The sequence below is a fragment of the Klebsiella sp. Sb-30 genome (assembly GCF_057652795.1).
Genome location: NZ_CM172749.1, coordinates 2,672,918 through 2,695,916, shown reverse-complemented (window position 1 = coordinate 2,695,916; position 22,999 = coordinate 2,672,918). Strand labels below are relative to the sequence as shown.

20 protein-coding genes and 1 riboswitch are annotated in these 22,999 nt (G+C 56.9%); of the genes, 11 read left to right on the top strand and 9 right to left on the bottom strand.

The window, feature by feature from the left end; translation table 11 throughout:
• Window positions 1-8: 8 nt before the first annotated feature.
• From AC236I_RS12695 to AC236I_RS12685, 3 genes are read right to left on the bottom strand one after another with little or no spacing between them, the layout of a single operon-like run.
• Window positions 9-974, bottom strand: coding sequence for a 1-phosphofructokinase family hexose kinase (locus tag AC236I_RS12695; RefSeq protein ID WP_015584352.1), 966 nt, complete (start codon window positions 972-974; stop codon window positions 9-11).
• On the bottom strand, window positions 971-2,314 hold the full coding sequence (locus AC236I_RS12690; protein ID WP_015584351.1) for an FGGY family carbohydrate kinase: 1,344 nt from the start codon (window positions 2,312-2,314) through the stop codon (window positions 971-973). The genes AC236I_RS12695 and AC236I_RS12690 overlap by 4 nt, the downstream gene beginning before the upstream one ends.
• 24 nt (window positions 2,315-2,338) lie before the next feature.
• On the bottom strand, window positions 2,339-3,736 hold the full coding sequence (locus AC236I_RS12685) for an FAD-binding oxidoreductase (RefSeq protein WP_004861858.1): 1,398 nt from the start codon (window positions 3,734-3,736) through the stop codon (window positions 2,339-2,341).
• A gap of 168 nt (window positions 3,737-3,904) precedes the next feature.
• Between AC236I_RS12685 and AC236I_RS12680 the strand changes: the two genes are divergently transcribed.
• The 7 genes from AC236I_RS12680 (at window position 3,905) to AC236I_RS12650 (ending at window position 11,296) form a co-directional block, all read left to right on the top strand.
• The gene (locus AC236I_RS12680; RefSeq protein ID WP_004861860.1) at window positions 3,905-4,756 is read left to right on the top strand and encodes a class I fructose-bisphosphate aldolase; all 852 of its coding nucleotides are present in this window, start codon (window positions 3,905-3,907) and stop codon (window positions 4,754-4,756) included.
• A 15-nt stretch (window positions 4,757-4,771) separates the two neighbouring features.
• On the top strand, window positions 4,772-5,758 hold the full coding sequence (locus AC236I_RS12675) for a YhfZ family protein (protein ID WP_487608826.1): 987 nt from the start codon (window positions 4,772-4,774) through the stop codon (window positions 5,756-5,758).
• A 160-nt stretch (window positions 5,759-5,918) separates the two neighbouring features.
• Entirely contained in the window at window positions 5,919-6,659 is a 741-nt protein-coding gene (locus AC236I_RS12670) for a glutamine amidotransferase (RefSeq protein ID WP_004861867.1), read from the top strand.
• A 186-nt stretch (window positions 6,660-6,845) separates the two neighbouring features.
• Window positions 6,846-7,838 carry an alpha/beta hydrolase gene (locus AC236I_RS12665; RefSeq protein WP_290333787.1) on the top strand — a complete coding sequence of 331 codons (993 nt, stop codon included), beginning with the start codon at window positions 6,846-6,848 and terminating at the stop codon, window positions 7,836-7,838.
• 84 nt (window positions 7,839-7,922) lie between these two features.
• Window positions 7,923-8,663: a response regulator gene (locus AC236I_RS12660; RefSeq protein ID WP_487608825.1), complete on the top strand. Its 741-nt coding sequence runs from the start codon at window positions 7,923-7,925 to the stop codon at window positions 8,661-8,663.
• Window positions 8,660-10,021 carry an ATP-binding protein gene (locus AC236I_RS12655; protein WP_032717441.1) on the top strand — a complete coding sequence of 454 codons (1,362 nt, stop codon included), beginning with the start codon at window positions 8,660-8,662 and terminating at the stop codon, window positions 10,019-10,021. The genes AC236I_RS12660 and AC236I_RS12655 overlap by 4 nt, the downstream gene beginning before the upstream one ends.
• Window positions 10,022-10,105: 84 nt before the next feature.
• Window positions 10,106-11,296, top strand: a complete 1,191-nt coding sequence (locus AC236I_RS12650; protein WP_487608831.1) for a cytochrome c biogenesis protein/redoxin — start codon at window positions 10,106-10,108, stop codon at window positions 11,294-11,296.
• Window positions 11,297-11,520: 224 nt separating this feature from the next.
• On the opposite strand, the gene AC236I_RS12645 is transcribed toward AC236I_RS12650, so the two are convergent.
• From AC236I_RS12645 to AC236I_RS12620, 6 genes are all read right to left on the bottom strand, one after another.
• A complete protein-coding gene (locus AC236I_RS12645) occupies window positions 11,521-13,002 on the bottom strand; it encodes a pyridoxal phosphate-dependent decarboxylase family protein (RefSeq protein WP_160873090.1) in 1,482 nt (493 codons plus the stop codon).
• A 9-nt stretch (window positions 13,003-13,011) separates the two neighbouring features.
• Window positions 13,012-14,397, bottom strand: coding sequence for a diaminobutyrate--2-oxoglutarate transaminase (locus tag AC236I_RS12640; protein WP_015584344.1), 1,386 nt, complete (start codon window positions 14,395-14,397; stop codon window positions 13,012-13,014).
• 306 nt (window positions 14,398-14,703) lie between these two features.
• Window positions 14,704-15,639: an ABC transporter substrate-binding protein gene (locus AC236I_RS12635; protein WP_004861888.1), complete on the bottom strand. Its 936-nt coding sequence runs from the start codon at window positions 15,637-15,639 to the stop codon at window positions 14,704-14,706.
• A 9-nt stretch (window positions 15,640-15,648) separates the two neighbouring features.
• The gene (locus AC236I_RS12630) at window positions 15,649-16,389 is read right to left on the bottom strand and encodes an ABC transporter permease (RefSeq protein ID WP_004861892.1); all 741 of its coding nucleotides are present in this window, start codon (window positions 16,387-16,389) and stop codon (window positions 15,649-15,651) included.
• Window positions 16,386-17,114 (bottom strand): ABC transporter ATP-binding protein, encoded by a 729-nt coding sequence (locus AC236I_RS12625; RefSeq protein ID WP_044346646.1) that lies wholly within the window; start codon window positions 17,112-17,114, stop codon window positions 16,386-16,388. The genes AC236I_RS12630 and AC236I_RS12625 overlap by 4 nt, the downstream gene beginning before the upstream one ends.
• Complete coding sequence (locus tag AC236I_RS12620) at window positions 17,111-17,803, bottom strand: TenA family protein (protein ID WP_004861896.1); 693 nt, start codon at window positions 17,801-17,803, stop codon at window positions 17,111-17,113. The genes AC236I_RS12625 and AC236I_RS12620 overlap by 4 nt, the downstream gene beginning before the upstream one ends.
• A gap of 65 nt (window positions 17,804-17,868) precedes the next feature.
• Window positions 17,869-17,970, bottom strand: a riboswitch (TPP riboswitch).
• A gap of 292 nt (window positions 17,971-18,262) precedes the next feature.
• Between AC236I_RS12620 and AC236I_RS12615 the strand changes: the two genes are divergently transcribed.
• The 4 genes from AC236I_RS12615 (at window position 18,263) to AC236I_RS12600 (ending at window position 22,988) form a co-directional block, all read left to right on the top strand.
• Complete coding sequence (locus AC236I_RS12615; RefSeq protein ID WP_004861901.1) at window positions 18,263-19,390, top strand: BamA/TamA family outer membrane protein; 1,128 nt, start codon at window positions 18,263-18,265, stop codon at window positions 19,388-19,390.
• Between the two features lie 17 nt (window positions 19,391-19,407).
• Window positions 19,408-20,358: a hypothetical protein gene (locus tag AC236I_RS12610; RefSeq protein WP_487608824.1), complete on the top strand. Its 951-nt coding sequence runs from the start codon at window positions 19,408-19,410 to the stop codon at window positions 20,356-20,358.
• Window positions 20,359-20,411: 53 nt separating this feature from the next.
• Entirely contained in the window at window positions 20,412-21,518 is a 1,107-nt protein-coding gene (locus AC236I_RS12605; protein WP_004861907.1) for a DUF4056 domain-containing protein, read from the top strand.
• 228 nt (window positions 21,519-21,746) lie between these two features.
• The gene (locus AC236I_RS12600; protein ID WP_004861912.1) at window positions 21,747-22,988 is read left to right on the top strand and encodes a GGDEF domain-containing protein; all 1,242 of its coding nucleotides are present in this window, start codon (window positions 21,747-21,749) and stop codon (window positions 22,986-22,988) included.
• The last annotated feature ends 11 nt before the right edge of the window (window positions 22,989-22,999 follow it).

Below are 22,999 nucleotides of genomic sequence, written 5' to 3'. Positions count from 1 at the left end.
CTCCGTGATTAAGTCGGTGAGCGGGGCGGTGTTGGAATAGTGCGTACCGCGCAGCGCCGTTGTAGTGTTGAAAGCGGGAGTTCGGCAGCGAGGCCTGCCGTCGAGCTGGCGGCATTTGCTGCGCCACAGGCCGCTGCCAGCTTCAGATGTTCCACCCACCCAGCCTGTGGCCTGGAAAGTAGGCTGGCGATCAGTCCTGCGCAGTATGCGTCCCCGGAACCGACCGGGCTGGCTGTCATTACGGAGGGGGCTGTTAGTTCGAAATGGCCATCCGGCGTAAGGGCTAATGTCGGGCGCGGGCCATCGGTGATAATCACGCAACGCACCCCTTGTACCAACCATGTCTCAGGGAGAGGCAGCGACGACTCCGCATTAGCGTGGCGCAGTTCGTCGCGATTGATTTTGATAATATCCGGAAGTGCATTTGCAGAGTGCAGCAGAGCTGCGCCGTGCGTATCGAGTAGCGTAAGCACACCGCAGGCACGTGCCTGCGCTATCCAGTATCCGTACTCGTCAGGAGGCAGATTTTTTGCCAGTGAGCCGGTACAAATTAACGCATCCGCATGGGGTAATTCCTGCGCCAGCAGGGCATGGAGACGCTGATGTTCCTCCTGGCTGATGGGCGGACCGCCGGCGTTATATACGCTGGCTTTCTCTGGCGAGTCCGTTTCCGTAATGACCTCGCAGATGCGGGTGCTGCCGGCGATATCACACCAGCATCCGGCCAGCGCTTCTTGTTGCAAAAGCTCATGGCACAGGCGTCCGGTGGCGCCGCCGAGAAACCCCAGTAACAGCGGCACCGGCGCATCCGGTAAATATGTCGTCAGCTGTTTAAGTACCCGCGCGACATTGACGCCTTTACCGCCGGCCAGCGTTTTGTCATCCAGCAAACGATGAACGTCGCCAGGGCGCTGTTTATCAACCAGTAGCAAACGTTCGATCGCCGTATTCAGTGAAGCGATGATGACTTTCATAGCTGGTCCTCCCTGTGAGTCGCGATAAACCAGCTTTCACGGGCAATCATGGCGGCCCCCATCGCGACGGGTTCGGTTAATGTGCTGGCGAAGAGCGGCATTTTCCAGCGGCGTTTCCGGTGTTCAATCATCTCCGAACGCTGGAATAGCGATCCCATAAGTACGGCGTCCTGGGGACGTATCGCCCCCATTTCACACATCTGGGTAAGCAGCTGGTAGGCGCGATCGGCGATGTGGTTGAGTGTGGCCTGAACTAATCCGGCGGGGCGAATACCGGCATTCAGGTGGTGTAGTGAAAAAAGGCCTTGAGCTTCGCTCTCATCCACCGACACCGACACCCCACGGGTGTCTGCATCAGTCAATAGATCGTTGAAAAGGTGGTCATAATCCCCCTGATAAAGCAGTTCAGCGAGTGTCTGGATTATTTTCCCGGAAGGGGTCGCGCAACCCATCACAAACTCGCCGGCTTTCCAGGTCCGTTCGATATCGACGCCAAGTTGCCAGGCAGCAGATGTATCAGGAAAATGAGGGGTTAACACCATCAGGTATTCTGATGTGCCTATCGAGTCGAAAACGTGGGTCGGCTGACTGTGTTGCACGGCCAGCGCACCGACGATTTGATCATGCCCGCCAATGAATACGCAGGCGCCCGGATACAGCTCAACACCCGGCAGCATCTGCGCATGGATTTCGCCACAGCACTCGCCGGTATCTGCCGGCGTCGGGAATAATGTTGGCGAAAGTCGCAGCTGTTGCAGCGTAGGTTCGTGCGGCTGCATGCTTTTGAGATCGATGCACTGCGAATGGGTCAGCTGCGAGGAGGGTGCGCGCCATTCTCCCGTTAACCGCCACATGATGAAAGTGCCGAAATCAACCCAGCGATCGATGTGATTCCAGAGTTCTTCATGATGCTGCCGTATCCAGCTCAGCCGTTCCGGACTTTGGTTTGGTCGTGAACGCATACCGGAGATGGCATAGTGCTCCTCGCTGTCCAGCCAGCTTTGCGTCTCGTTATCCAGCGCGGCGGCAGGGTAGTTTTCCCACCAGGCAAGAGAAGGGTAGACAATGTCCCCGCGGAGGTTCACGGCCACGGACTCTTCTTGTCCAAAGGTTCCAATAGAAATTGCGGCCAGCGGTCCGTGAGCCCGGGCCGCTGTACGGGCATAATCTGTTAGCTGGATCACCAGCATTTGCCATACGTCTTGCGCATCGTGGAAGGTCAACCCGTCACGTTGCAGGATGGGAGTGCGGCACTTTTTCACGGGTAAAAGTACACCGTCCTCGCTCAGACCGATGATCTTGATATGTGTCGTGCCAATATCTATACCGAGAAACCACATGGTGAATCCCCCTCACTGTGCCGTTTATAATCCCAGCTTACCTGGATTCAGCGTTCCGTTAGGATCGAGTGCCTGCTTGACGCGGCGCAATAATAAATGTGCGGAACCGAGAGATTCGCGGGCATAAGGCGAACGAACTAATCCGCCGCCGTGGTGATGCGACAGTTCGGCATGATGTTCCAGACAAACGCGCATAGTTTCCCGCCAGATGGTGCGCAATTTTTCTACCGCTTCGCGGTCGCTGCTCTCCCGCCCAAGGAGAATCATGTACATCGAGGTCCCCTGAGGATAAACGTGCGAAAAATGCGACAGCACTTCGTCCGCGAGCGGGGTAAGCATCTCGTGCAGAGCGTGATACAGACCGGAGATACCGTCCCAGGTATGCGCAATTTCGATGGTCTCGGCAAATCCCCCATGGCTATCAAGTAGTTTCTCCACGGTTGAAAAATCAAATCGGCGCTCCATCCATTTCAGCACGCCTTCTGAGCCGATGGATTTTCCGCCGTGGCGATGAACAATGGCCATAAAAGCATCCATTTCAGCGTGCGCGACGGCATCCACGCCCTGGGTGCCGAGGAACATCACCGGTTTATCCTGCAGTGGGTTTTGCATTGCATGACGAGCTTCATTGGTATCATACAGGCGCAGCAGGAACGGCCGCAGACCCGCCATGGCCTGCTCACGCATGATCTCGAGACCAGCGTCGATAGAAGGGAGTTCCAGCGAATCGTACAGGCGCGTCTGGGGCAGGGGGAATATTTTGAGCTGCACCGAGGTGACGATCCCAAGCGTACCTTCGGCGCCAATAAACAGCTGGCGGAGATCCGGGCCCATTGCTGCGCGCGGAGAAGCCTTAAGCCGCAGCTTTTCACCCGTAGCAAGAATGACCGTATAGGCGGTAACTAACTCTTCAATACCACCGTAGTAAGATGAAAACTGCCCGGTTGCCAGCGTGGACAGCCAGCCTCCGACGGTGGACTGATACAGTGATTGTGGCGAGTGACCCAGCGTCCAGCCCATCTGCTGGAGCTCATCTTCCAGCTGACCTCCGTTATAGCCGGCAGAAACTTCGACGGTGAGGTTCGTGATGTTGATTTCGCGGTGCTGCGTCATACCGGTTACATCCAATACGATGCCGCCGCGCGTCGGGAGAGGCTGGCCGGTTACTGAGGATGCCAGCGCCCTGGGGGTGACCGGCGTATCATTTGCCGTCGCCAGCGCCAGTACTTGTTGAATCTGTTTTTCGTCGGTGACTTTTACCACTACATCAGCCTGATAATCATGGCATCCTAAGCGTCTGAGCTTTGTGGACAGAGGCCAGGTATCGTGGCTGGATGCCTGCAGCGTTTCACGATCGCTGAGTACCTGTGACTCAGGGAGGATGCTTTTCAGGTCGGTGATGAGATGGGAAACGTCGGACATACTAACTCCTGTTTTTTCAGTTTAAAGGATTTTCCTGGCGCGATGAGACGGGGTAAAACGCACAGGGCATATTTCATTGACAGCACGTTAGTGGCTAATATACGATCAATTTGCAGAAAGCTGCAAATTGCATTTTAATATTTTCCAGACTTTGTGAAGGAGAGCAAAATGGATAGTCGCACCGGTAAGGCAGTTCGTTTAGGTCGTATTTTGCGCCCGGAAACGGGGCGGGCAGTGGTTGTTGCCGCATCCCACGGGGTGATGTCAGGTCCTCCCTCTGGACTGAAAACACGCGATGAAATTGAAACTGTTTTCGCTCAGTTGCGTGATGCAGACGGCGTGATGGTGACTCCTGGGATGATTCCTGTGGTTGAAAAGACCTTTATTGGTCGCGACCGGCCTGGTTTTGTCCTGCATCTGGACTGGAAAAATCATGCCCGTTCTATCTATACCCCGGGTAAAGACGGCCGCAGTGAAGGCGTTCTGGCACAACTAGCGCACATCGAAGAGGTGTCTGCGTGTGGCATTGATGCAGTGATGACCTACATGTATCTGGGGCAGAAAGATACGGCGCTGGAACAGGCCGAGATTGCGCGCAATACGCGTATTGTACGCGAATGTGAGCGGCATGGGATTGGCGTTATTATCGAACCGCGTTCTGCACTGGAAGGTGTCGATCCCGATGCCCTGAGTGCCAAAGTCATGAGTCTGTATTGCCGTATCGCCGCGGATATCGGCGCGGATCTGGTCAAAGCGCTCTGGCCGGGGTCAGTGGAGGATTTTGCTGCTGTAACAAGCACCTGCTATACTCCGGTGCTACTCGCCGGAGGCGCGGGTGGCGAAGATCCGCACTCAACCCTGCAGCTGGCTGCGGATGCGCTTCGGGCAGGCGCCAAAGGGGTGATGTTTGGTCGACGTATTTTCCGTGCACAGCAACCTGCCGGCGTCCTTCGTGCGCTCAATGCTGTCGTGCATGAAGGTCAAAGCGTTGAACAAGCGTTACAGTATCTGGAACAGTAAAAGTCGGCGAAAACAATGACGGTTATTGCGCGTGAAGCAAAGCATCTCTCTCCGGTCGCATTTATTGCACGCTCGATTATTTCACTCGGCTTGTCCGGACGCCTTCCTACGACCTCCTGGTATCAGGATGTCCTGGAAATCGGTTCCGGGACCGTGCAGAAAGCGCTACAGGAACTAAAAAAATCCGGTGCGGTAACCCTTGTTTCTCGTGGTCATCAGGGGACCTTTGTGGTCTCCTGGGATTTTACATTGCTGTGGAACGCCGCCCGGATACCGCCGGTCCATATGCTACTCCCTCCTCGAGGCTCCCGGGAAGCGACCCAGGTGGCTTCCGCGCTGGTTGAGCAGTGTAGCCAATGGGGTGTCGTCACCACCGTTGGCTATCTGCGCGGCGCGCACTCGCGCCTGGCCGCCTTCAACGAAAACACCGCGGATATCGTTCTGCTCTCGTCCGGTTCGGCGCAAATGCTAATGAAGGATGCGGCTGCTGAAGGCTATGAGTTATTTGAAGTCGGCAACGGCAGCTATTACCGACCAGAAAGTCTGGTGGTGGTGGAAAAAACCGATACCGTGGCGGCGACGCGTTTGCGCGTCGGAATTGATTTTCACTCCAGCGATCATCAGCGTCTTACCCGCGCCCAGTTTCCGGAGACGCAATGCGAATATGTTGAGGTCGATTTTACCTTGCTGCCGCGTTCCGTCTTCCTTGGTGAGATTGATACCGGTGTCTGGCATCAGGAGCCTTCGCTGATCCCGCTGGATAAAATTGGCTTAACGATTCGTGCGCTGGATAATCCTCAGGCGATGGTGTTGGCAGATGAGATTTCCAGCGCTGTGCTGGTTGTTCGTTCAACATCACCGGTTGCTCAGCTATTGCGGCAAGTTGATTTCGATAAGCTCAAACGACAGGCTATGCAACCCGTAAACACGTCTGATCCTTACTTTGCCAGCGTGCCGGATATTCTCCGCTTCCAGAAAATTGCCTCGTTCGCGCGTACCTGATAGTGCAATAGGGTGGTGCGTAAATCATTTCCTTGCCGGCTTCCACGCGGAGCAGCGCTTATTCCCGCATGGTGTCACTCATAGAGATTGGTTATTTGTCGAAACAACCGCCTTTCTCCATAGTGAAAGGACTGTAGAAAGCATCGAAGGGTAACGGGCTATGGCGTTGAGAAACAAACTTCTTATTGTGCAGACCGGCGCGCCGCCGGCGGAAATTGAGGCCGAACATGGCGATCTTCCGCAGTGGTTTGGCCGGCTGCTTGCCCCCTGGCGTCAGCAGATCGCCACCGTGCGTGTCTATGCGGGGGAAACATTGCCCGCTCCGGATAGCCAGACCGTGGCGGTAATGACGGGGTCATGGGCGATGGTCACCGATCGGCTGGCGTGGAGCGAGAAAACCGCCGCGTGGATCCGTTCGGCGATGGCGGTAGAGATGCCGTTATTTGGTATCTGCTACGGTCATCAGCTGATGGCCGACGCGCTCGGCGGCGAGGTGGCGTACCATCCGGCAGGACGTGAAACGGGATGCAAGGCGATTACGCTTTCCGCTGCCGGACGAACGGACCCGTTGCTCAGCGACCGGCCGGCCCATTTCCCCGCACACCTCAGCCATCTGCAAACGGTCGTCAGGCTGCCGCCGGATGCGACGGTGCTGGCCGCTTCAGCGCACGATCCCCACCAGATAGTGCGCTATACCCGCCATGCGCTGTCCACACAGTTCCATCCGGAATTTACCCCTGAAATTGCGCGTTCATTGATCCACTATCGTGATGACGTGCTGCGAACGGAGGGGATCGATCCCCGGCAACTGCTGGATAAGGTGGAGGCGTGTCCGGTCGCGGCGGGAATATTAACCCGCTTCGTGGCCAACTATCTGGAGCCGGACGTTGCACATGCTTAACAGGCCGCTGAGGGCTTAACGTAAAGCGTTGGCCCGCACAGCGCGCCTTCCGTCTGTATCACAATGTATCTGCCGGGGGAGCAATACATCGCGATACAAAACCCCGCCATTCTGCGCATATGCCGTATACAAAACGCGGGTTAACTGTCTGGGTACGCTCTTCTCTTTCAGTTAACAGGTGGCTTTATGAACAGTTTATCTCGGGTCCGTAACGGTAGTGCGCTGATGCTGGCGCTGTCGGCTCTGTGGTCAGCCAGCGTTTGTGCGGCGGACGATGCCGGTGCATTCGATCATGTTCAACAGATTCAGGCCGGCGATCTGAATATCGGCTATGTCGATATCGGTCCGCGCGACGGTCAGCCGGTTATCCTGCTGCACGGCTGGCCGTATGATATTCATAGCTATGAGAAAGTGGCACCCGCGTTAGCGCAAAAAGGGTTCCGCGTTATCGTGCCGTATCTGCGTGGATATGGTACCACCCGTTTTCTCTCTGCGAAGACGCCGCGCAACGGACAGCCGTCGGCGATGGCGGCAGATATTATTCACCTGATGGACGCCTTGCAGATAAAACAGGCCGATGTGGCCGGTTTTGACTGGGGGGCGCGTACCGCCGATATCATGGCGGCGCTGTGGCCGGAGCGGGTTAAATCGCTGGTTTCGGTGAGCGGGTATCTGATTGGCAGCCAGCAAATCGGCGCCAGGCCGCTGCCGCCGCAGGCGGAACTCTCCTGGTGGTATCAGTTTTATTTCGCCACCGCGCGCGGCGAGGCGGGCTATCGGCAGAATACGCGCGATTTTGCGCAGCTGATCTGGCATCAGGCCTCGCCGGGCTGGGCCTTCAGCGAAGCCGAATTTGCGCAAAGCGCCAAAGCGCTGATAAACCCGGACCATGTTGCCGTGACCATCAGTAACTATCGCTGGCGGCTGGGCATCGATAAAGGCGAACAGAAATATGCCGCCTATGAACAGAAACTGGCGCTGCTGCCGACGATTTCCGTCCCGACCATTACGCTTGAGGGCGACAACAACGGTGCGCCGCACCCGACGCCGGAGAGCTATCGGGCGAAATTTAGCGGCAAATATGAGCACCGGACGTTAACCGGCAACATCGGTCACAATCCACCGCAGGAAGATCCCGCCGACTTTGTTAAAGCGGTGGTCGATGCCGACCGTCTGTAGCGCGTGCGCCGGAGGCGGCGAGTTGCGCTTCCGGCAACAGCGCATATTCTTGTTGAGTTGCATTCATTCACGACGGAGCCTGCGGTGGAACATATTGACCATATTCTGGTTGTCGATGACGACCGCGATATTCGTGAACTGGTGACCGATTATCTGAATAAATCGGGATACCGCGCCACGGGTGCTGCAAATGGTAAAGCGATGTGGTCAGTGCTGCAGGGTCATCATGTGGATCTGATTGTCCTCGATATTATGCTTCCCGGCGAGGATGGCCTGATCCTCTGTCGCCAGCTGCGTAGCCACGGTCAGCAAAATATCCCAGTTCTGATGTTAACCGCCCGCACCGACGACAGCGACCGTATTCTGGGTCTGGAAATGGGCGCCGATGACTACCTGGTCAAACCCTTCGTCGCCCGGGAGCTGCTGGCGCGGATTAAAGCGATCCTGCGACGCACGCGCGCGCTGCCACCCAATCTGCAAATTACCGAAGCCGGCAGACTGATTGCGTTTGGCGACTGGCAACTGGATACCTCCGCGCGTCATCTGCTGGATAATGACGGCACTATCGTCGCGCTGAGCGGGGCAGAATACCGACTGCTGCGGGTCTTTCTCGACCATCCCCAGCGGGTGCTCAACCGCGACCAGCTGCTGAACCTGACCCAGGGACGCGATGCCGAGCTGTTTGAGCGCTCCATCGATCTGCTGGTGAGCCGCTTACGCCAGCGGCTGCGGGAAGATGCCCGCGAACCGGCCTACATCAAAACCGTGCGTAGCGAAGGGTATGTCCTCGCGGTCGCGGTTGCCATTCGCGAGGTCCGCGAATGAGGCTGTGGCCCGCTTCTCTGCGGTCACGGCTGATGCTGATGATTTTCTTCACCTTACTGCTGGCTAATGCCCTGACCCTTTCGCTGCTGCTGTATGAGCGGATGAGCAGCGCCCGCAGCGTGATGCTGGGAAACCTGGAGTACGACGTGGCAACCAGCGTGGCGATCCTTGACCGACTTCCCGCCGCCGAGCGTCCGCAGTGGCTGGCGCGGCTGGCGCGTGGCAACTATCGCTACCGGTTGTCCGCCGGCGTCAGCGGACACTATCCTGACAGCTGGCGTTCCCGCGATGCGGTGCGTTCTCTGCAGGAAGCGCTGAGCGGCAGCTATCCGGTCAGCATTATTGCGGTGCCCGGTCCGCGTGAACATATTCAGGCACATATTACCCTGCATGACGGAGCGCCGCTGAGCATTGATTTATGGCCGCGGCTGCCGGCGATTGCCCGCTGGCTCCCGGCGGTGCTGATCGTCCAGTTCCTGCTGCTGCTGGCGTGCGCCTGGTATGCCGTGCGCCAGGTTGTGCGTCCGATGACGCGCTTTACCCGCGCGATTGACGCCCTGCAACCGGCGAACAGCGCCCCAGGCATGATGGCGGAACAGGGGCCGGTGGAAGTACAGCACGCCGCCCGGGCGTTCAACGCGATGCAGACGCGCATTCGCGACCATCTACAGGAACGCGCGCGGATCCTCGCGGCAATTTCCCACGATCTCCAGACGCCGATTACGCGCATGAAGCTGCGACTGGAAATGACCGACGCGCCGGAACTGCGCGATAAACTCCTGCAGGACCTCGACAATATGAGTCGTCTGGTCAGGGAAGGGATTGCTTTTGCCCGCTCGGCGCAGCCGCTGGAAGAGAAGCGCCAACGCCTCGATCTGAACGCGTTTCTGGACAGTATCGCCCTGGATTATGCCGATGTCGGCAGACCGGTTGCCTTTATCCCCGCCGAAGAGGGGCGCGTCGTGCTGACACAGCCTCAGGCGCTGCGCCGAATCATGACCAATCTGATCGACAATGGCTTAAAGTTCGCTGAGCGGGTCGATATTCGGTTGAGCTATGCAATGAATGGCGACCCCATTATTCAGGTGATGGATAACGGTCCGGGGATCCCGGAAGCGAGCCTGGAGGAGGTGCTGCAACCATTCTTTCGCCTGGAAAATTCGCGCAACCGCGAAACCGGCGGCACCGGGCTCGGCCTGGCGATCGCCGCGCAGCTGACCAGCCAGATGCCGGGAACGCTTCGCCTGGGGAACCGCCCGGAGGGGGGATTAGAGGCGATTATTCGTCTCGACTCCGCCGTTTTGTATCCGTCTGTATCTCGCGCTGAGACAGACAACTTAACAGACAAAAACCCGTAAATTCAGACACTTTATAACGACATTCACCTGATGTAATACGCCTGCGGCCATGACCGGCCGCATGTTGATAACGAGGTGAATATGATGTCTCTTCCGATCGCTTTTTTCGGCGGTATGTTGACGCTGCTGAGTCCGTGTACTTTACCGGTGATCCCACTCATCTTTGCTAACCTTCGCGGTAAACGCAGCCATCTGCTGCTCCTGCTTAGCGGGATGGTGCTGATGTTTACCGGGATGTCGCTACTGGTGACGCTGGCCAGCAGCGGCATCGTCAGTCTGACCCTGACCGGGCGCTGGCTGGCGCTGATTTTTCTGGCCCTGGTGGGGCTGAGCCTGCTCTCGCAACGTGTCGCCCAACGGCTTGCTTCACCGCTGGTGGCGCTGGGCAACCGTATCAACGATCGCAGCTATCGCCATGCCGGCGGATTCTCGGCGCTGCTGGCGGGGCTGGCCATCGGGCTGCTGTGGGCGCCCTGCGCCGGGCCGGTACTGGGGGCAATCCTTAGCTTTGCGTTTCTTAATGGCCAGTCGGTGACCACGGGCCTGCTGCTGGCCGCCTACGGCAGCGGTTGCGCCCTGATGCTGGCGCTACTGTGGTGGTTGGGCTCAAAGCTGGTGGCGCGTCTGCATCGCGGGCTGGCCTTTAGCCAGCGGCTGCGTCAGCTGGCGGGAGGGGCGATCCTCGCCTCGGTGACATTGATTGCCAGCGGAGCGGACCGCTACCTGCAAGGCGCAAATGGTCTGACGCAGTCGCTGGAGCAACGTCTGAGCGCCAGCTTACCGCAGCGGGCGCAGACAACGGTACTACAACCGGTTGTCGCGCCACAACCAACCAGCGATATACCCGCGCTGCTCGGCGGTAGCGCATGGATCAACAGCCAGCCGCTGCGCCCGGCCGACCTGCAGGGGAAGGTGGTTCTGATCGATTTCTGGACCCGGGATTGTATTAACTGCCAGCACACCTTGCCGTATGTACGCGCGTGGGCGAACAAATATCGCGCCGCCGGGCTGCTGGTCGTGGGGGTGCATACGCCGGAATACCCGTGGGAACGCTCGTTGCCGGCGCTGCGTGACGCGGTGGCAAAATGGCAGCTGCCGTATCCGATCGTCGCGGACAACGGTTACGCTATCTGGAACGCCTTTGGCAACCAGTATTGGCCGGCACATTATCTGTTTGATGCCAGGGGGAAGCTGCGCTACACCGCTTTTGGCGAAGGGGACTACGCGCAGCAGGAGAAAATGATCCAGCAGCTGTTACAAGAGGCGAAAGCCTGAGTGGGGTAATAGTCCCGCTGGCGTTGCGCTGAAGCGGCCAGTGGCAGACGTTGACAGGTTATCAGTGGCCCGCTCATCATTCAAATCGTGACGGTGTCACTTATACCTGCTCCGCAGACAGAAATAAAAAAGCCGATAAGCTAAGTTATCGGCTTTTACCAACAAGTTTCATGGCGAGGATTGTTGAGCGGGGCGGCAGTCAACCACCGTCCCGCTCAAGGATATTACTTCGCCAGCAATTCCTGCGCGGTGCGTTCCACCAGATTCAGCAGCACCTTCACGTCTTCAAGCGTCACGATCGGGTTCAGCAGCGTCAGCTTCAGGCAGGTCATGCCGTTGTGCTCGGTCACGCCGACGTTTGCACGACCGGAGTCGAGCAGCGCATCCCCAACGCGTTGGTTGAGCAGGGCGATCGCGGCATCATCGCTGCCGGCCATCTGCGCCGGACGAGAGCGGAACAGCACGCTCGCCAGCTGCGGCTGCATGACCAGTTCCAGCGTCGGCTGAGATTTAACGTATTCCGCCACCTTTTTCGCCATGGTCACGCCGTGATCGATGATCGCCGCGTACTGTTTCTGGCCCAGCGCTTCCAGCCCCATCCACAGCTTCAGCGCATCGAAGCGACGGGTGGTCTGCAGCGATTTGGAGACCAGATTCGGCACGCCGTGTTCTTCATCGAACTCGGAGTTCAGATAGGCCGCCTGGTAGCGCATCAGCTCGTAGTGGCGCGCGTCTTTTAACAGGAACGCGCCGCAGCTGATGGTCTGGAAGAACTGCTTGTGGAAGTCCAGGGTAATGGAGTCCACGCACTCAATGCCGTCCAGATAGTCGCGGTACTGCTCGGAGAGCAGCAGTGCACCGCCCCATGCCGCATCCACGTGCAGCCAGATCTGATGTTCTGCCGCCACGCCGGCGATAGCACGCAGCGGGTCGATAGCGCCCGCGTCGGTTGTGCCGGCGGTGGCGACGATCGCCATGATCTGCTCGCCGTTAGCCTGCGCTTCGGCGATTTTCGCTTTCAGATCAGCGACGTCCATCCGCGCGAATTCGTCGGTTTTCACCAGCGTCACGGCGCGGTAGCCGAGGCCCATCAGCGCCATGTTCTTCTGCACCGAGAAGTGGGCATTTTCAGAGCACAGCACTTTATACTGACGCACGTCACCCGGCAGACCGTCCTGCTGGATAGAGTGCCCCTGACGAGCGAAGAAGGCGTCGCGCGCCAGCATCAGCCCCATCAGGTTGCTTTGGGTGCCGCCGCTGGTGAAGACGCCGGCGTCGCCGGCCGGGTAACCGACCTGAGCACGCAGCCATTCGATCAGCTTCATCTCAATGATGGTCGCCGACGGGCTTTGGTCCCAGGAGTCCATGCTCTGGTTAGTCGCGTTAATCAGCACTTCCGCCGCCTGGCTAACGACCAGGCTCGGGCAGTGCAGATGCGCCACGCACTGCGGGTGATGCACCGACAGGCTGTCTTTCAGGAAGTACTCGATCGCACGTTCAATCGCCGCCTGGTTACCCAGACCCTGCTCGGTGAACTCAAGGGTAATGCGCTCACGCAGTTCGGCGACGCTTTTACCTTGATACATCTCAGGCTGCTGCAACCATTGCGCGACGGCCTGGCTGGTCTGGGCGATCGCCTGCTGATAAGCCTCAATACTTTGCGGCGAACCAGCAAGAATCGGATTCAATTTGGACATTGCGGTCACTCGCTCCACTCAGACCGGTTTGACACCGGCGGCCAGCATGGCCTGTTCAAATTTGTCGAGGAAAATTTCCAGCTCGGCGTTGCTGATCAGCAGCGACGGCAGCAGACGCAGTACGCAGCCGCCACGGCCACCGCGCTCGAGGATCAGGCCCGCTTCGAAACATTTCTTCTGCAGCAGGGCGGACAGCGCGCCGTCAGCCGGGTAGCAGCCCATATGATCCTGCTCGCCATTCGGGTTCACGATCTCAATACCGATCATCAGACCCAGACCGCGAATGTGACCCATGACCGGGAAACGCTTCTGCATATCGGCCAGTTTGCCTTTCAGCCATTCGCCCTGCGCGGCCACTTTGCCGGCAATGTCGTTGTCTTTCAGGTGACGCAGGGTGGTCAGCCCGGTGGCCATCGCCAGCTGGTTGCCACGGAAGGTGCCGGTATGGTGGCCCGGTTCCCAGGCGTCAAACTGCTTCTTGATACCCAGAACGGCCAGCGGCAGACCGCCGCCGACGGCTTTCGACATCACGATGATGTCCGGCTCAATGCCGGCGTGTTCGAAGGCAAATAGCTTACCGGTACGGGCAAAGCCAGCCTGAACTTCGTCGATGATCAGCAGAATGCCGTGTTCCTGAGTCACTTTGCGGATGCGCTGCAGCCACTCAACCGGAGCCGGGTTCACGCCGCCTTCGCCCTGAACGGCTTCGAGAATGACCGCCGCCGGTTTACGCACGCCGCTTTCCACGTCGTTGATCAGGTTTTCGAAGTAGTAGGTCAGCGCTTTCACGCCCGCTTCGCCACCGATACCCAGCGGGCAGCGGTACTGATGCGGATACGGCATAAACTGCACTTCTGGCATCATGCCGTTGACGGCTTCTTTCGGTGACAGGTTGCCGGTTACCGACAGCGCGCCGTGGGTCATACCGTGGTAGCCGCCGGAGAAGCTAATCACCGAAGAACGACCGGTGTATTTTTTCGCCAGCTTCAGGGCCGCTTCTACGGCGTCAGCGCCGGACGGGCCGGTGAACTGCAGGCAGTATTCTTTACCTTCTCCCGGCAGTAATGAGAGCAGGTATTCGGAGAAGCGATCTTTTAACGGGGTAGTCAGATCGAGCGTATGTAACGGCAAGCCGCTGGTAATGACACTTTGGATGCTTTGCAGCACATCAGGGTGGTTGTGACCAAGAGCGAGGGTACCAGCACCGGCAAGGCAATCCAGGTACTGTTTGTTATCCGCATCGGTTAACCACACGCCTTCCGCTTTTGCGATAGCCAGCGGCAGCTTGCGCGGGTAACTCCTGACGTTCGATTCGAATTCAGCCTGACGGGCCAAAAAGGTTTCGTTGTTAGCGTCCAATAAATCTGCACTTAAAGTATCAATACGGACTTTATCCGTCATCATATCACTCCCACAACCAGCGTTACGGTTGAACACTGGTTGAATAATTGGTTTTAGAAAATGAATCGCCATTCATAAAGCGCGCACAATATATGGCTTTTTAAATCGTCATTCAATGTTTTATTTATTGAGGTATTTTTACGTTATTTTTACACAACGAAAACCAATGGTAATGCTTTGATTTATATGATTTATTTAAAGTGTTATAAAACCATTAAAAGTGTAATTCTTAGTGAGGGAAAGCGCCGGGTTTTATTACCGCTTCGCTAAAGTAGCTGACGGAAATTCTTCCGTCAGCCGTATGGTTACTCAATCCAGTTCGACCGCATAATGAGTTAAAGGTGTGATTTTTTTAACCAACTTGTTGTTATATAAAAACTGTTCATAAGCTTCGTAGCGGGCCTTATCCAGCGCCGCGGGATGGTCGGCAAACAGGGGGGCCGTCTGCTGCCAGGCCTGCTGGTTCAGCTCGGTATTTAGCTCCGGATGAGCGGCGGCAAAAGCCTGCCAGGTTTCCTGCGGATGCGCGCGCAGATAGGCCACTCCCTCCTGCAGCGCGACGAGGAACTTTTTGATTTTGGCCGCATGAATTTCATCGCGGTTGGCGACAATCACCAGCTCGTCGTAGGCCGGAACGCCGAAATCTTCGACATTCATCACCTGCGGATCTTTACCCTGCAGCTTGAGCTCCAGCGCTTCAATATTACGATAGCCGCCAATCACCGCATCAACCTGGCCGGCCAGCAGGGCGCTGGTCAACTGGAAATTGACGTTAATCAGCTTGATGCTTTGCGGATCGATATGGTCATGTTGCGCCATAGTCGCCAGCGTAGCCTGCTCGATACCGCTAACCGAATAGCCGACTTTTTTCCCTTTCAGATCCGCGGGGGTTTTGATGCGCTTATCCAGAGCGATGATCGTGTTCAACGGCGAGTTAATCAACGTCCCGACCCGCACCAGCGGCAGCCCCTCATCGGCGAAAAAGTGCACCTGCGGCTGATAGGTGATAGCCAGATCCGCCTGGCCGGCGGCCACCAGACGCGGCGGCAGGGCCGGGTCAGACGGCGGGACAATCTTCACGTCCAGGCCCTGCGCTTTAAAGGCGCCAATCTGTTCCGCCACCATAATCGGCGCATGGTCCGGGTTAATATACCAGTCCAGCACCAGGGTCAGCTTCTCGTTGGCCATCGCCTGTCCGCTGATAAGCGCGGTTAATGTGATGGCGGTGAAAACGGGTTTATGCATGATTATTCCTTATTCCGGTGTCCAGTTGATCAGCCGGTGTAATAGAGCATCCACTGCCAGCCATAGCAGAATGGTCAGCAGCACTAAAATAAACAGCGCCGCAAAGCAGACATCGGTTTGCATGCGCGCATTAGCATTGAGCATCACATAGCCCAGTCCTTCGGCAGAACCGACCCATTCGCCGATGATCGCGCCGATTGGCGCTACGGCCGCGGCCATGCGCAGGCCGGAACCCAGCGCTGGCAGGGCGGCCATCAGGCGAACATGTCGCAGCTGCGCCCCTGACGAGGCGCCCATCGTACGCGCCAGATCGAGGTAGTCGTGATTGACCCGCCGCAGGCCGTCAAAAAATGCCGACGTCACGGGGAAGAAAATCACCAGAACCGCCATCATCACTTTGGCGCTCATCCCGAAGCCAAACCACAGCACCAGCAGCGGGGCGAGGGCGAAAACCGGAATCGCCTGACTGGTCAGCACCAGCGGCATCAGCCAGCGCTGTAGGCGCGGCGAGATCATCATACACAGGGCCAACACCACGCCGAGCAGTACCCCGAGAGTCAGGCCGCTGAGGATCTCGCTCAAAGTAACCAGCGTGTGCCAGCTCAGCCAGCTGCGGTTGTTCCACAGGGCGGCGGCCACCGCCGATGGCGACGGCAGCAGGAACGCCGGAATGCCGCTGTTACTGAGCAGCCACCAAAACACCAGCAGGCCGCAGAACACCACGCCGCCGCGGAAAAGTTTCCCTCTCATCCGTTGGCCCTCATCAACTGTTGCAGTAGCGCGGCTTGTCCCCTCAGCAGCGCCGGATCGTCCGGCGCCCGCGGCGGTTTCCCCGTCAGATGATGGGAGTCATCAATGCCGCCGGGCGGCGGCGAGAGCACCAGCAGGCGATGGCTGAGCCGGCAGGCTTCCATCGGATCGTGGGTAATCAACACCACCGTACGCTGAGTCAGCAGTTCCGCTGCCAGCGTCTGGATACGCGTGCGGGTAAGGGTGTCCAGCGCCGAAAAAGGCTCATCCATTAACACGATCGGCCGATCTTCATACAGCGTGCGCGCCAGCGCCGCCCGCTGACGCATGCCGCCGGAGAGCGACGCCGGACGATCGTCGGCGCAGTGGCTGAGTCCCACCTGCTCTAATAACCTCGCAACCCGCTGCCGATCGACGCGCTCTCCGCGCAGGCGGGCGCCAAGCGCTACATTGTCGCGCACGCTTAGCCACGGATAGAGCAGGTCCTTTTGCCCCATCCAGGCCAGACGAGGGGCCAGCGGGCGACCGTCGCTGGCCTGAACCTGACCGTGAGTGGGGGCAGCCAGTCCGGCGATAATTCGCAGCAGGCTGGTTTTGCCGGCACCGCTGGCGCCCAGCAGCGAAATCCACTGTCCAGCGGGAATATCAAACGACAACTTGTCAAAAATGACCCGTGAGCCGAAGCGCAGACTTAATTCCCGCACCGCGATAGTCGGAGCCGTCACTGAGCGACCGCCGCGGCATTCAGTCCCATCTGCCAGAAGTTGGCTTCCAGACGGGTGGCGGTGGTGAAGATGGCACCCAGCTCTGCGATGCGCGATTCGGCGCCGCGCTGCTGCCAGACACGCTCCAGCAGGCCGATAGCCGCCGTGACACCGTCGAGATAGCCCGCATCGCCGTAGTTACGGATCCAGGAGGCATAGGGGTTGTCGGTGAGCCGGGTGGCCGGATTGTGGAGCAGTCCGAGGCCGATTTCCGCATAGCCAGCCACGCAGGGCATCAGCGCCACCAGCAGATCGAGCGCATCGCCGGAATGACCGATATCCAGCACGTAGCGGGTGTAGTTTACCGTCTCCGGCGCTTCGCTTTCGGCGGCCATTGTCGCTTCGTCCAGCCCCCAGCCCGCGCAATAGCCGACGTGCAGCGGCAGTTCGCCAAGAATCGCGTTCATTGAGGCGGCCGCGGCGCGCATCTCCGGGAGCGTGCGCAGTTTGCTGACCAGCAGGGCATAGCTACGGGCAAAGTGGATCAGGAACAGGTAGTCCTGAGTCAGATAGCGTCGGAAGGCGCGTTCGGGCAAGGTACCGTCGGCAAGCTGGCGGAGAAAAGGATGGGCAACGTACTGTTCCCAGTCGCCTCCCGCCTGCTGGCGCAGACGACCATAAATACCCTGGGTAAAGATCGGCAGAATCACAGGACCTCCTGATTACGGGGAGATCCGGGTGTGCGGAAGTATGAACAGGCAATGGCGGTAAACTGGCAAAATTGCCGACCCGTCCCTTCGCTGGCATGACCCAGATCAGGTTCAAAGGGTTCGGCTTACGCCATCTCAGCCCTCACGGGACACCCCTCGGTTGCGCCATGTTATACGGCATTCACTTTTTGATTACAATCCCGGCCGCGGGCGAATTGCCATCTGAATATGTGACACCGTCACTTACCATGATGGCTAAAAACTCAGCGCCGGCATATTTTCGCCGTAGACCATTGGCTTTCTATGCGTTTTTAACTGGCTAATTTGTCCAGAATTAAAAAAAACCGCCGGCCGAAAATTGGTAGTTCATGGCACCATAGGATATATTTTCATTACCATGAAACCCATTATTCTTCAGCCACATGGGCATTCAGAACCCATCACGGCGCCGGAGAGTGCATGAAGTTTTCGCTACCGACCTTATTGCTGGCGCTCATCGTGCCACTTTCCCTTCCCGCCGTTGGCGCCGATCTGTTCGATCCCGAAGATGGCATGCTGGATATGAGCCGCTATCTCCAGGATAACCAGTACGGGTTTCTTCCGGTGCCTGTGGTGATAACCGAGCCGGCGGTGGGCTACGGCGGGGGGCTGTTTGGTCTCTTTTTGCACGGTAAAGGGACGCGGGATGGCGATCATTTTATTCCGCCGCCGATCACCGCTTTTGGCGGCGGTGGAACGCAGAACGGGACCTGGTTTATCGGCGGCGGCCACCGGCATACCTGGAATAATGACCGTATCCGCTATCTGCTGCTGCTGGGCTACGCCAATATTAAACTGGATATCTATTCCGACGGATTGACCAGTTTTAACAAAAATACCGCTATTCATTCGCAGACCCGCGGCTATGGCGGTCTGCAAAAACTGCTGTTTCGCGTAGGCGACACGCCGGTATTTGTCGGGGCCTCTCAGGTGTATGCGAAAACCGACGTTTCCGCCGATAACCCGGTCGTTAATCGGGTATGGCAGCAGGTGCTGGGTCAGGAGAGTGCATCATCGGCGCTGGGCGTGGTGGCGGAATATGACACTACGGATAATTTTTTCTATCCTGAGAAGGGGTTATCGGTACAAAGCGAATATCGATTTTTCCGTTCATTGTTAGGTGGCGACTATCATTACGATCAGTTCTCTGTCGATGGGAAATACTATATCCCGCTCAGTCGCACGCTGACGCTCGCCGTGGCTGGCAACTATCAGTCGTTGACCCACCATGATAAGCGCCTGACGCCAATGGCTCGCCCTTATATCGAATTACGCGGGATTTCTCGTTACCGCTATCAGGGGGATTATGTCAGTACGGCGCAGACCCAGCTTGCCTGGGAATTTCAGCCGCGCTGGATCCTGCAAGGGTTCGTCGGTATCGGCAGCGCCGCTGACGAGGCCCATTCACTGTGGGAGCAAACCGAAGTGGCGTGGGGGACAGGGTTTCGCTACCTGATAGCGCGCCAGTATGGATTACATACGGGGATTGATATTGCCTTCAGCGAACATGAACAGGCGCTTTATTTTAATGTAGGTTCCGGACTTTAAGGTCAGATGAGAAAAAAATGAGATGGACTAAAACCGTACTTACGTTGTTGTTAACGTCGGGCACCGCCTGGGGGGCCAGCACGACCGACAGTTCCGGCAGCAGCTATTTTCCGATTTGGGGTGATGAGGCAAGGGCGCGTGGATACTCCATTCCGCTGCCTTTCGGGGTCAATTTAAGCTATATGAACATTCGCCAGGATATCCTGGTCGACAGTATCTCTTTTTCCGGACTGAAGCTCGGGAACCACCCGATACCGAGCGATATGTTCGCTATCGATGCCGGACACACGCGACAAAAGAGCAAGACCGAGAACCTGCGTCTGGATATGTGGGTGTTTCCTTTCTTAAATATCTACGGCATCGCCGGGCATACCAGCGGATCGTCGTTATCAAAAGTCTCCGTTGACGCCGATCCCTCAAAATATACCGGGATCGACCGGATTATTGCCGGATCCGTGCATCGGCTCCATGAAAACGGACAGCTGCAGGATATTGATTTTGCGCTCGATTTTAAAGGCACCACCTGGGGAACCGGGTTTACCCTCGCCGGCGGCTATGGCAACTGGTTCGGCCTGATCGATACCAACTATACCCGTACCGACTTCGATATTCTTGACGGTAAAATCTCGGCCACCACCGTGTCGCCGCGCATTGGCTATCGCTTTAATTTGCAAGGTATCGCCGGCCCGTCAAACTTAAGTATCTGGGTGGGCAGTATGTACCAGAACGTACAGCAGGAGTTCAAAGGCAATCTCTCCGATCTGCATATGCCGCCGGAACTCCAGCCGCTTATTGCTGCGGTTAATAAAGACGATCAGGGCAAGTTTGACGTGAAGCAGCGACTCTCTTCTCCGTGGAACATGCTGGTGGGCGCGCAATATGAAATTACGCAGAACTTTAACGTCTTAACCGAGTTTGGTTTTAACGAACGTAATAGCTTCTTTGTTGCCGGAGAATACCGTTTTTAACCTCGCAAAATGCCGCCTGCGAGCGTCCGTTTTATGTCCTGGAGACGATGTTAATGCGTAATGGCTTGTTATTTTTGCTGGCGGCCGCGTTCTCGGTGTGCGCGAAGGATCCGGTATTACCGGTCGTTCCCACTCCCCGGGTCAAACCGGTGGTCAGCCAGCTGGCGCCGCCGGAATCGCTGCGTCCGTGCTGTGCTTTTGGCTATGATCTGCATGTCAGAGCGATTGGGGTGCCGATCCCGGTCTATCAAATTGGTAATGTCCTGACGCTCGATACGTTGGGTAAGCATCGTTACAACGACAGCGCGCTGGGGGCGGTAAAAAATCTTGTCGGGCTGAGTGAAGAGGAAAACGGGCTGATCTATACCCGTCGCGGCGGGTTTATCGATATCGCCCACGTGCGCGATACGGCGGATAACACTTTTTATCTCTTCTCCCGCATTTACCCGAATCTTGGACAGGCGGGGCGCATTTTCTACAGCGAGGAGCTGGGCGTCAGACGGATCCAGCTCAATGCTTTTATGCCGCCGGCTTCCCTGTCCCGACGCTATGAGATTGCCGCCTGGCTCGCAGGCCGTCTGGCCTATGAACTTGCGCAATGGCATGAAATTGCGCAGTGGAATGGTTTCCAGTCAGTTCCCGGTTTTTCGGAGGAAATCTCCGCCTTTTCCCCGGAAGATCTCTATTCGAATCTGCTGGGGGCACGGCTGGCCATCAGCGTCATTTTGCACGGCCATGCCGGTTCGGTTGACGACTATAACCGGGCGATGGACGTCGCGCTGAAAAAGGTGTTGGTGAAGCTGATGGTGGCTCCGCGCAGTGAAACGGAAAGTATGTTTCGCAAGCTGGATGGCGACTGGTGGAACAGCCAGCGTCGGGTTCCGGATAAATTTCTGGTGCTCAAACGCAATTACGATATGAGCGACGATCGGCTTCCGACGCCGGTCCCGTTCGAGAGGACGACACCCTGGCGGTTAACTCTGCCGCAGACGGTGGACGGCTTTTCGCTCGCAGAACTTGGTCAGTTGCAAATTCATCCGGGGCAGGACATGCAGATGCTGCCGGTGCCGGAGACCTTCTATACCCCCGGGCAGTTCCAGGGACTGGCCGATCGCGCCGAACGGGCGGATCAAACCCAGCTTGAGCGTATCGAGAAATAACTCAGGAACGGCGAGCGCCGGGGAGAATGCCCGGCTTCTGTCAGCGGCAGCGCCGTTTTGCTTTCCCGGTACACTTTCCATAATCAAAAAGGAACTATACTTCCGGCGTCTCCATCTCGTGTCTGAACTTTCGACGTCATTTCATTAGCTTATTAGCCTACGCCGTTGGGCCATATTGGCGATGAGCGCGTCGTTCAGAAGCGTGGTGCCTGTTCGCTGGAGGGCTGCATGTTATTAAAAGAGTTAATGATTTTTGATTTATTAAGCACCCCTGTTTGGGTGGTTCATCCTTTTAAAGAAGCAGTCGTCTATTGTAATCAGGCTTCCAGAACCCTCAGCGGAGCGATGTCGCTGGATGAAATGCGCAAAGGTACGCTCTCCAGCTGCCCGGAACGCAGCCTGCAGAATTATCTGTACTACTTCAAAAATATTGCTGAAGTATTCGAAGTGTGGACGATTCAAACCCCGGAAGGTCTGAGTCCGGTTTATTGTAAAACCACCCTGATTAAATCCGCAGAATATGACACATTAATTCTTTTTGAAGCGGCAAAGATCCTGCAGCAAAATGACTCGTTTAAGGCGCTCCCCGCGCACCCTTACAAACGGCGCAGCAATAGTTTCTTTTCGCGATTCTTTATGACCAGTTCTGCCCCGATGCTGTTGATTGACCCTGAACAGGACGGGCGAATTATTGATGCTAATATCGCCGCGCTGCGGTTTTATAACTATACGGCCGATGAGATGCGCACTCGCCATACCTGGCAAATCAATACTCTGGGAAGGGACGTGCTACCCGTGATGCGCAGCGTGGCAAGCTTACCCGGCGGCCACAAGCCGCTTAATTTTACCCATATTCTGTCCGATGGTTCTCTCCGCTACGTTCAGACCTATGCCGGACCGGTGGTGCTGAACCATATACGGTTGATGCTGTGTATTGTTCATGACATTACTGAAGAAGTGCATCTGAAGGAAGAACTTGAATTTGCCGCCACTCACGATCCTTTAACCGGATTACTTAACCGACGCGAGTTTTATCGTATTGTTGATTCTTCATTATTTCATTCAGGCGGTTTTTGCCTGCTGCTGGTGGATGTCGATAATTTTAAAGCGATTAATGATAGCTACGGACACCAAAAAGGCGATGAGGTGCTGCTGGCGATTTCCCGAATTCTTGAATCCGCTGCCAAAATTCAGGACAAGATCTATCGCTGGGGAGGGGAAGAATTTTTATTATTTCTCCCCGGCGCGTCAATCGCACCGGCGCTGGCGATGGCAGAAGCGATTCGCCACGCGGTCAGCTGTTATCATCTCCCCGAGCATGCCGGTACGGTGACGGTCAGTATCGGCGTCGCGGAACATCAAGAGGGTGAAGAGATCGATCAGCTGTTTAATCGCGTCGATAAAGCGCTGTATGCCGCGAAGAAAGAAGGGCGAAACCAGGTAAAACTTCATCTGGTCGAAAAATATTAAACACCTGGAGT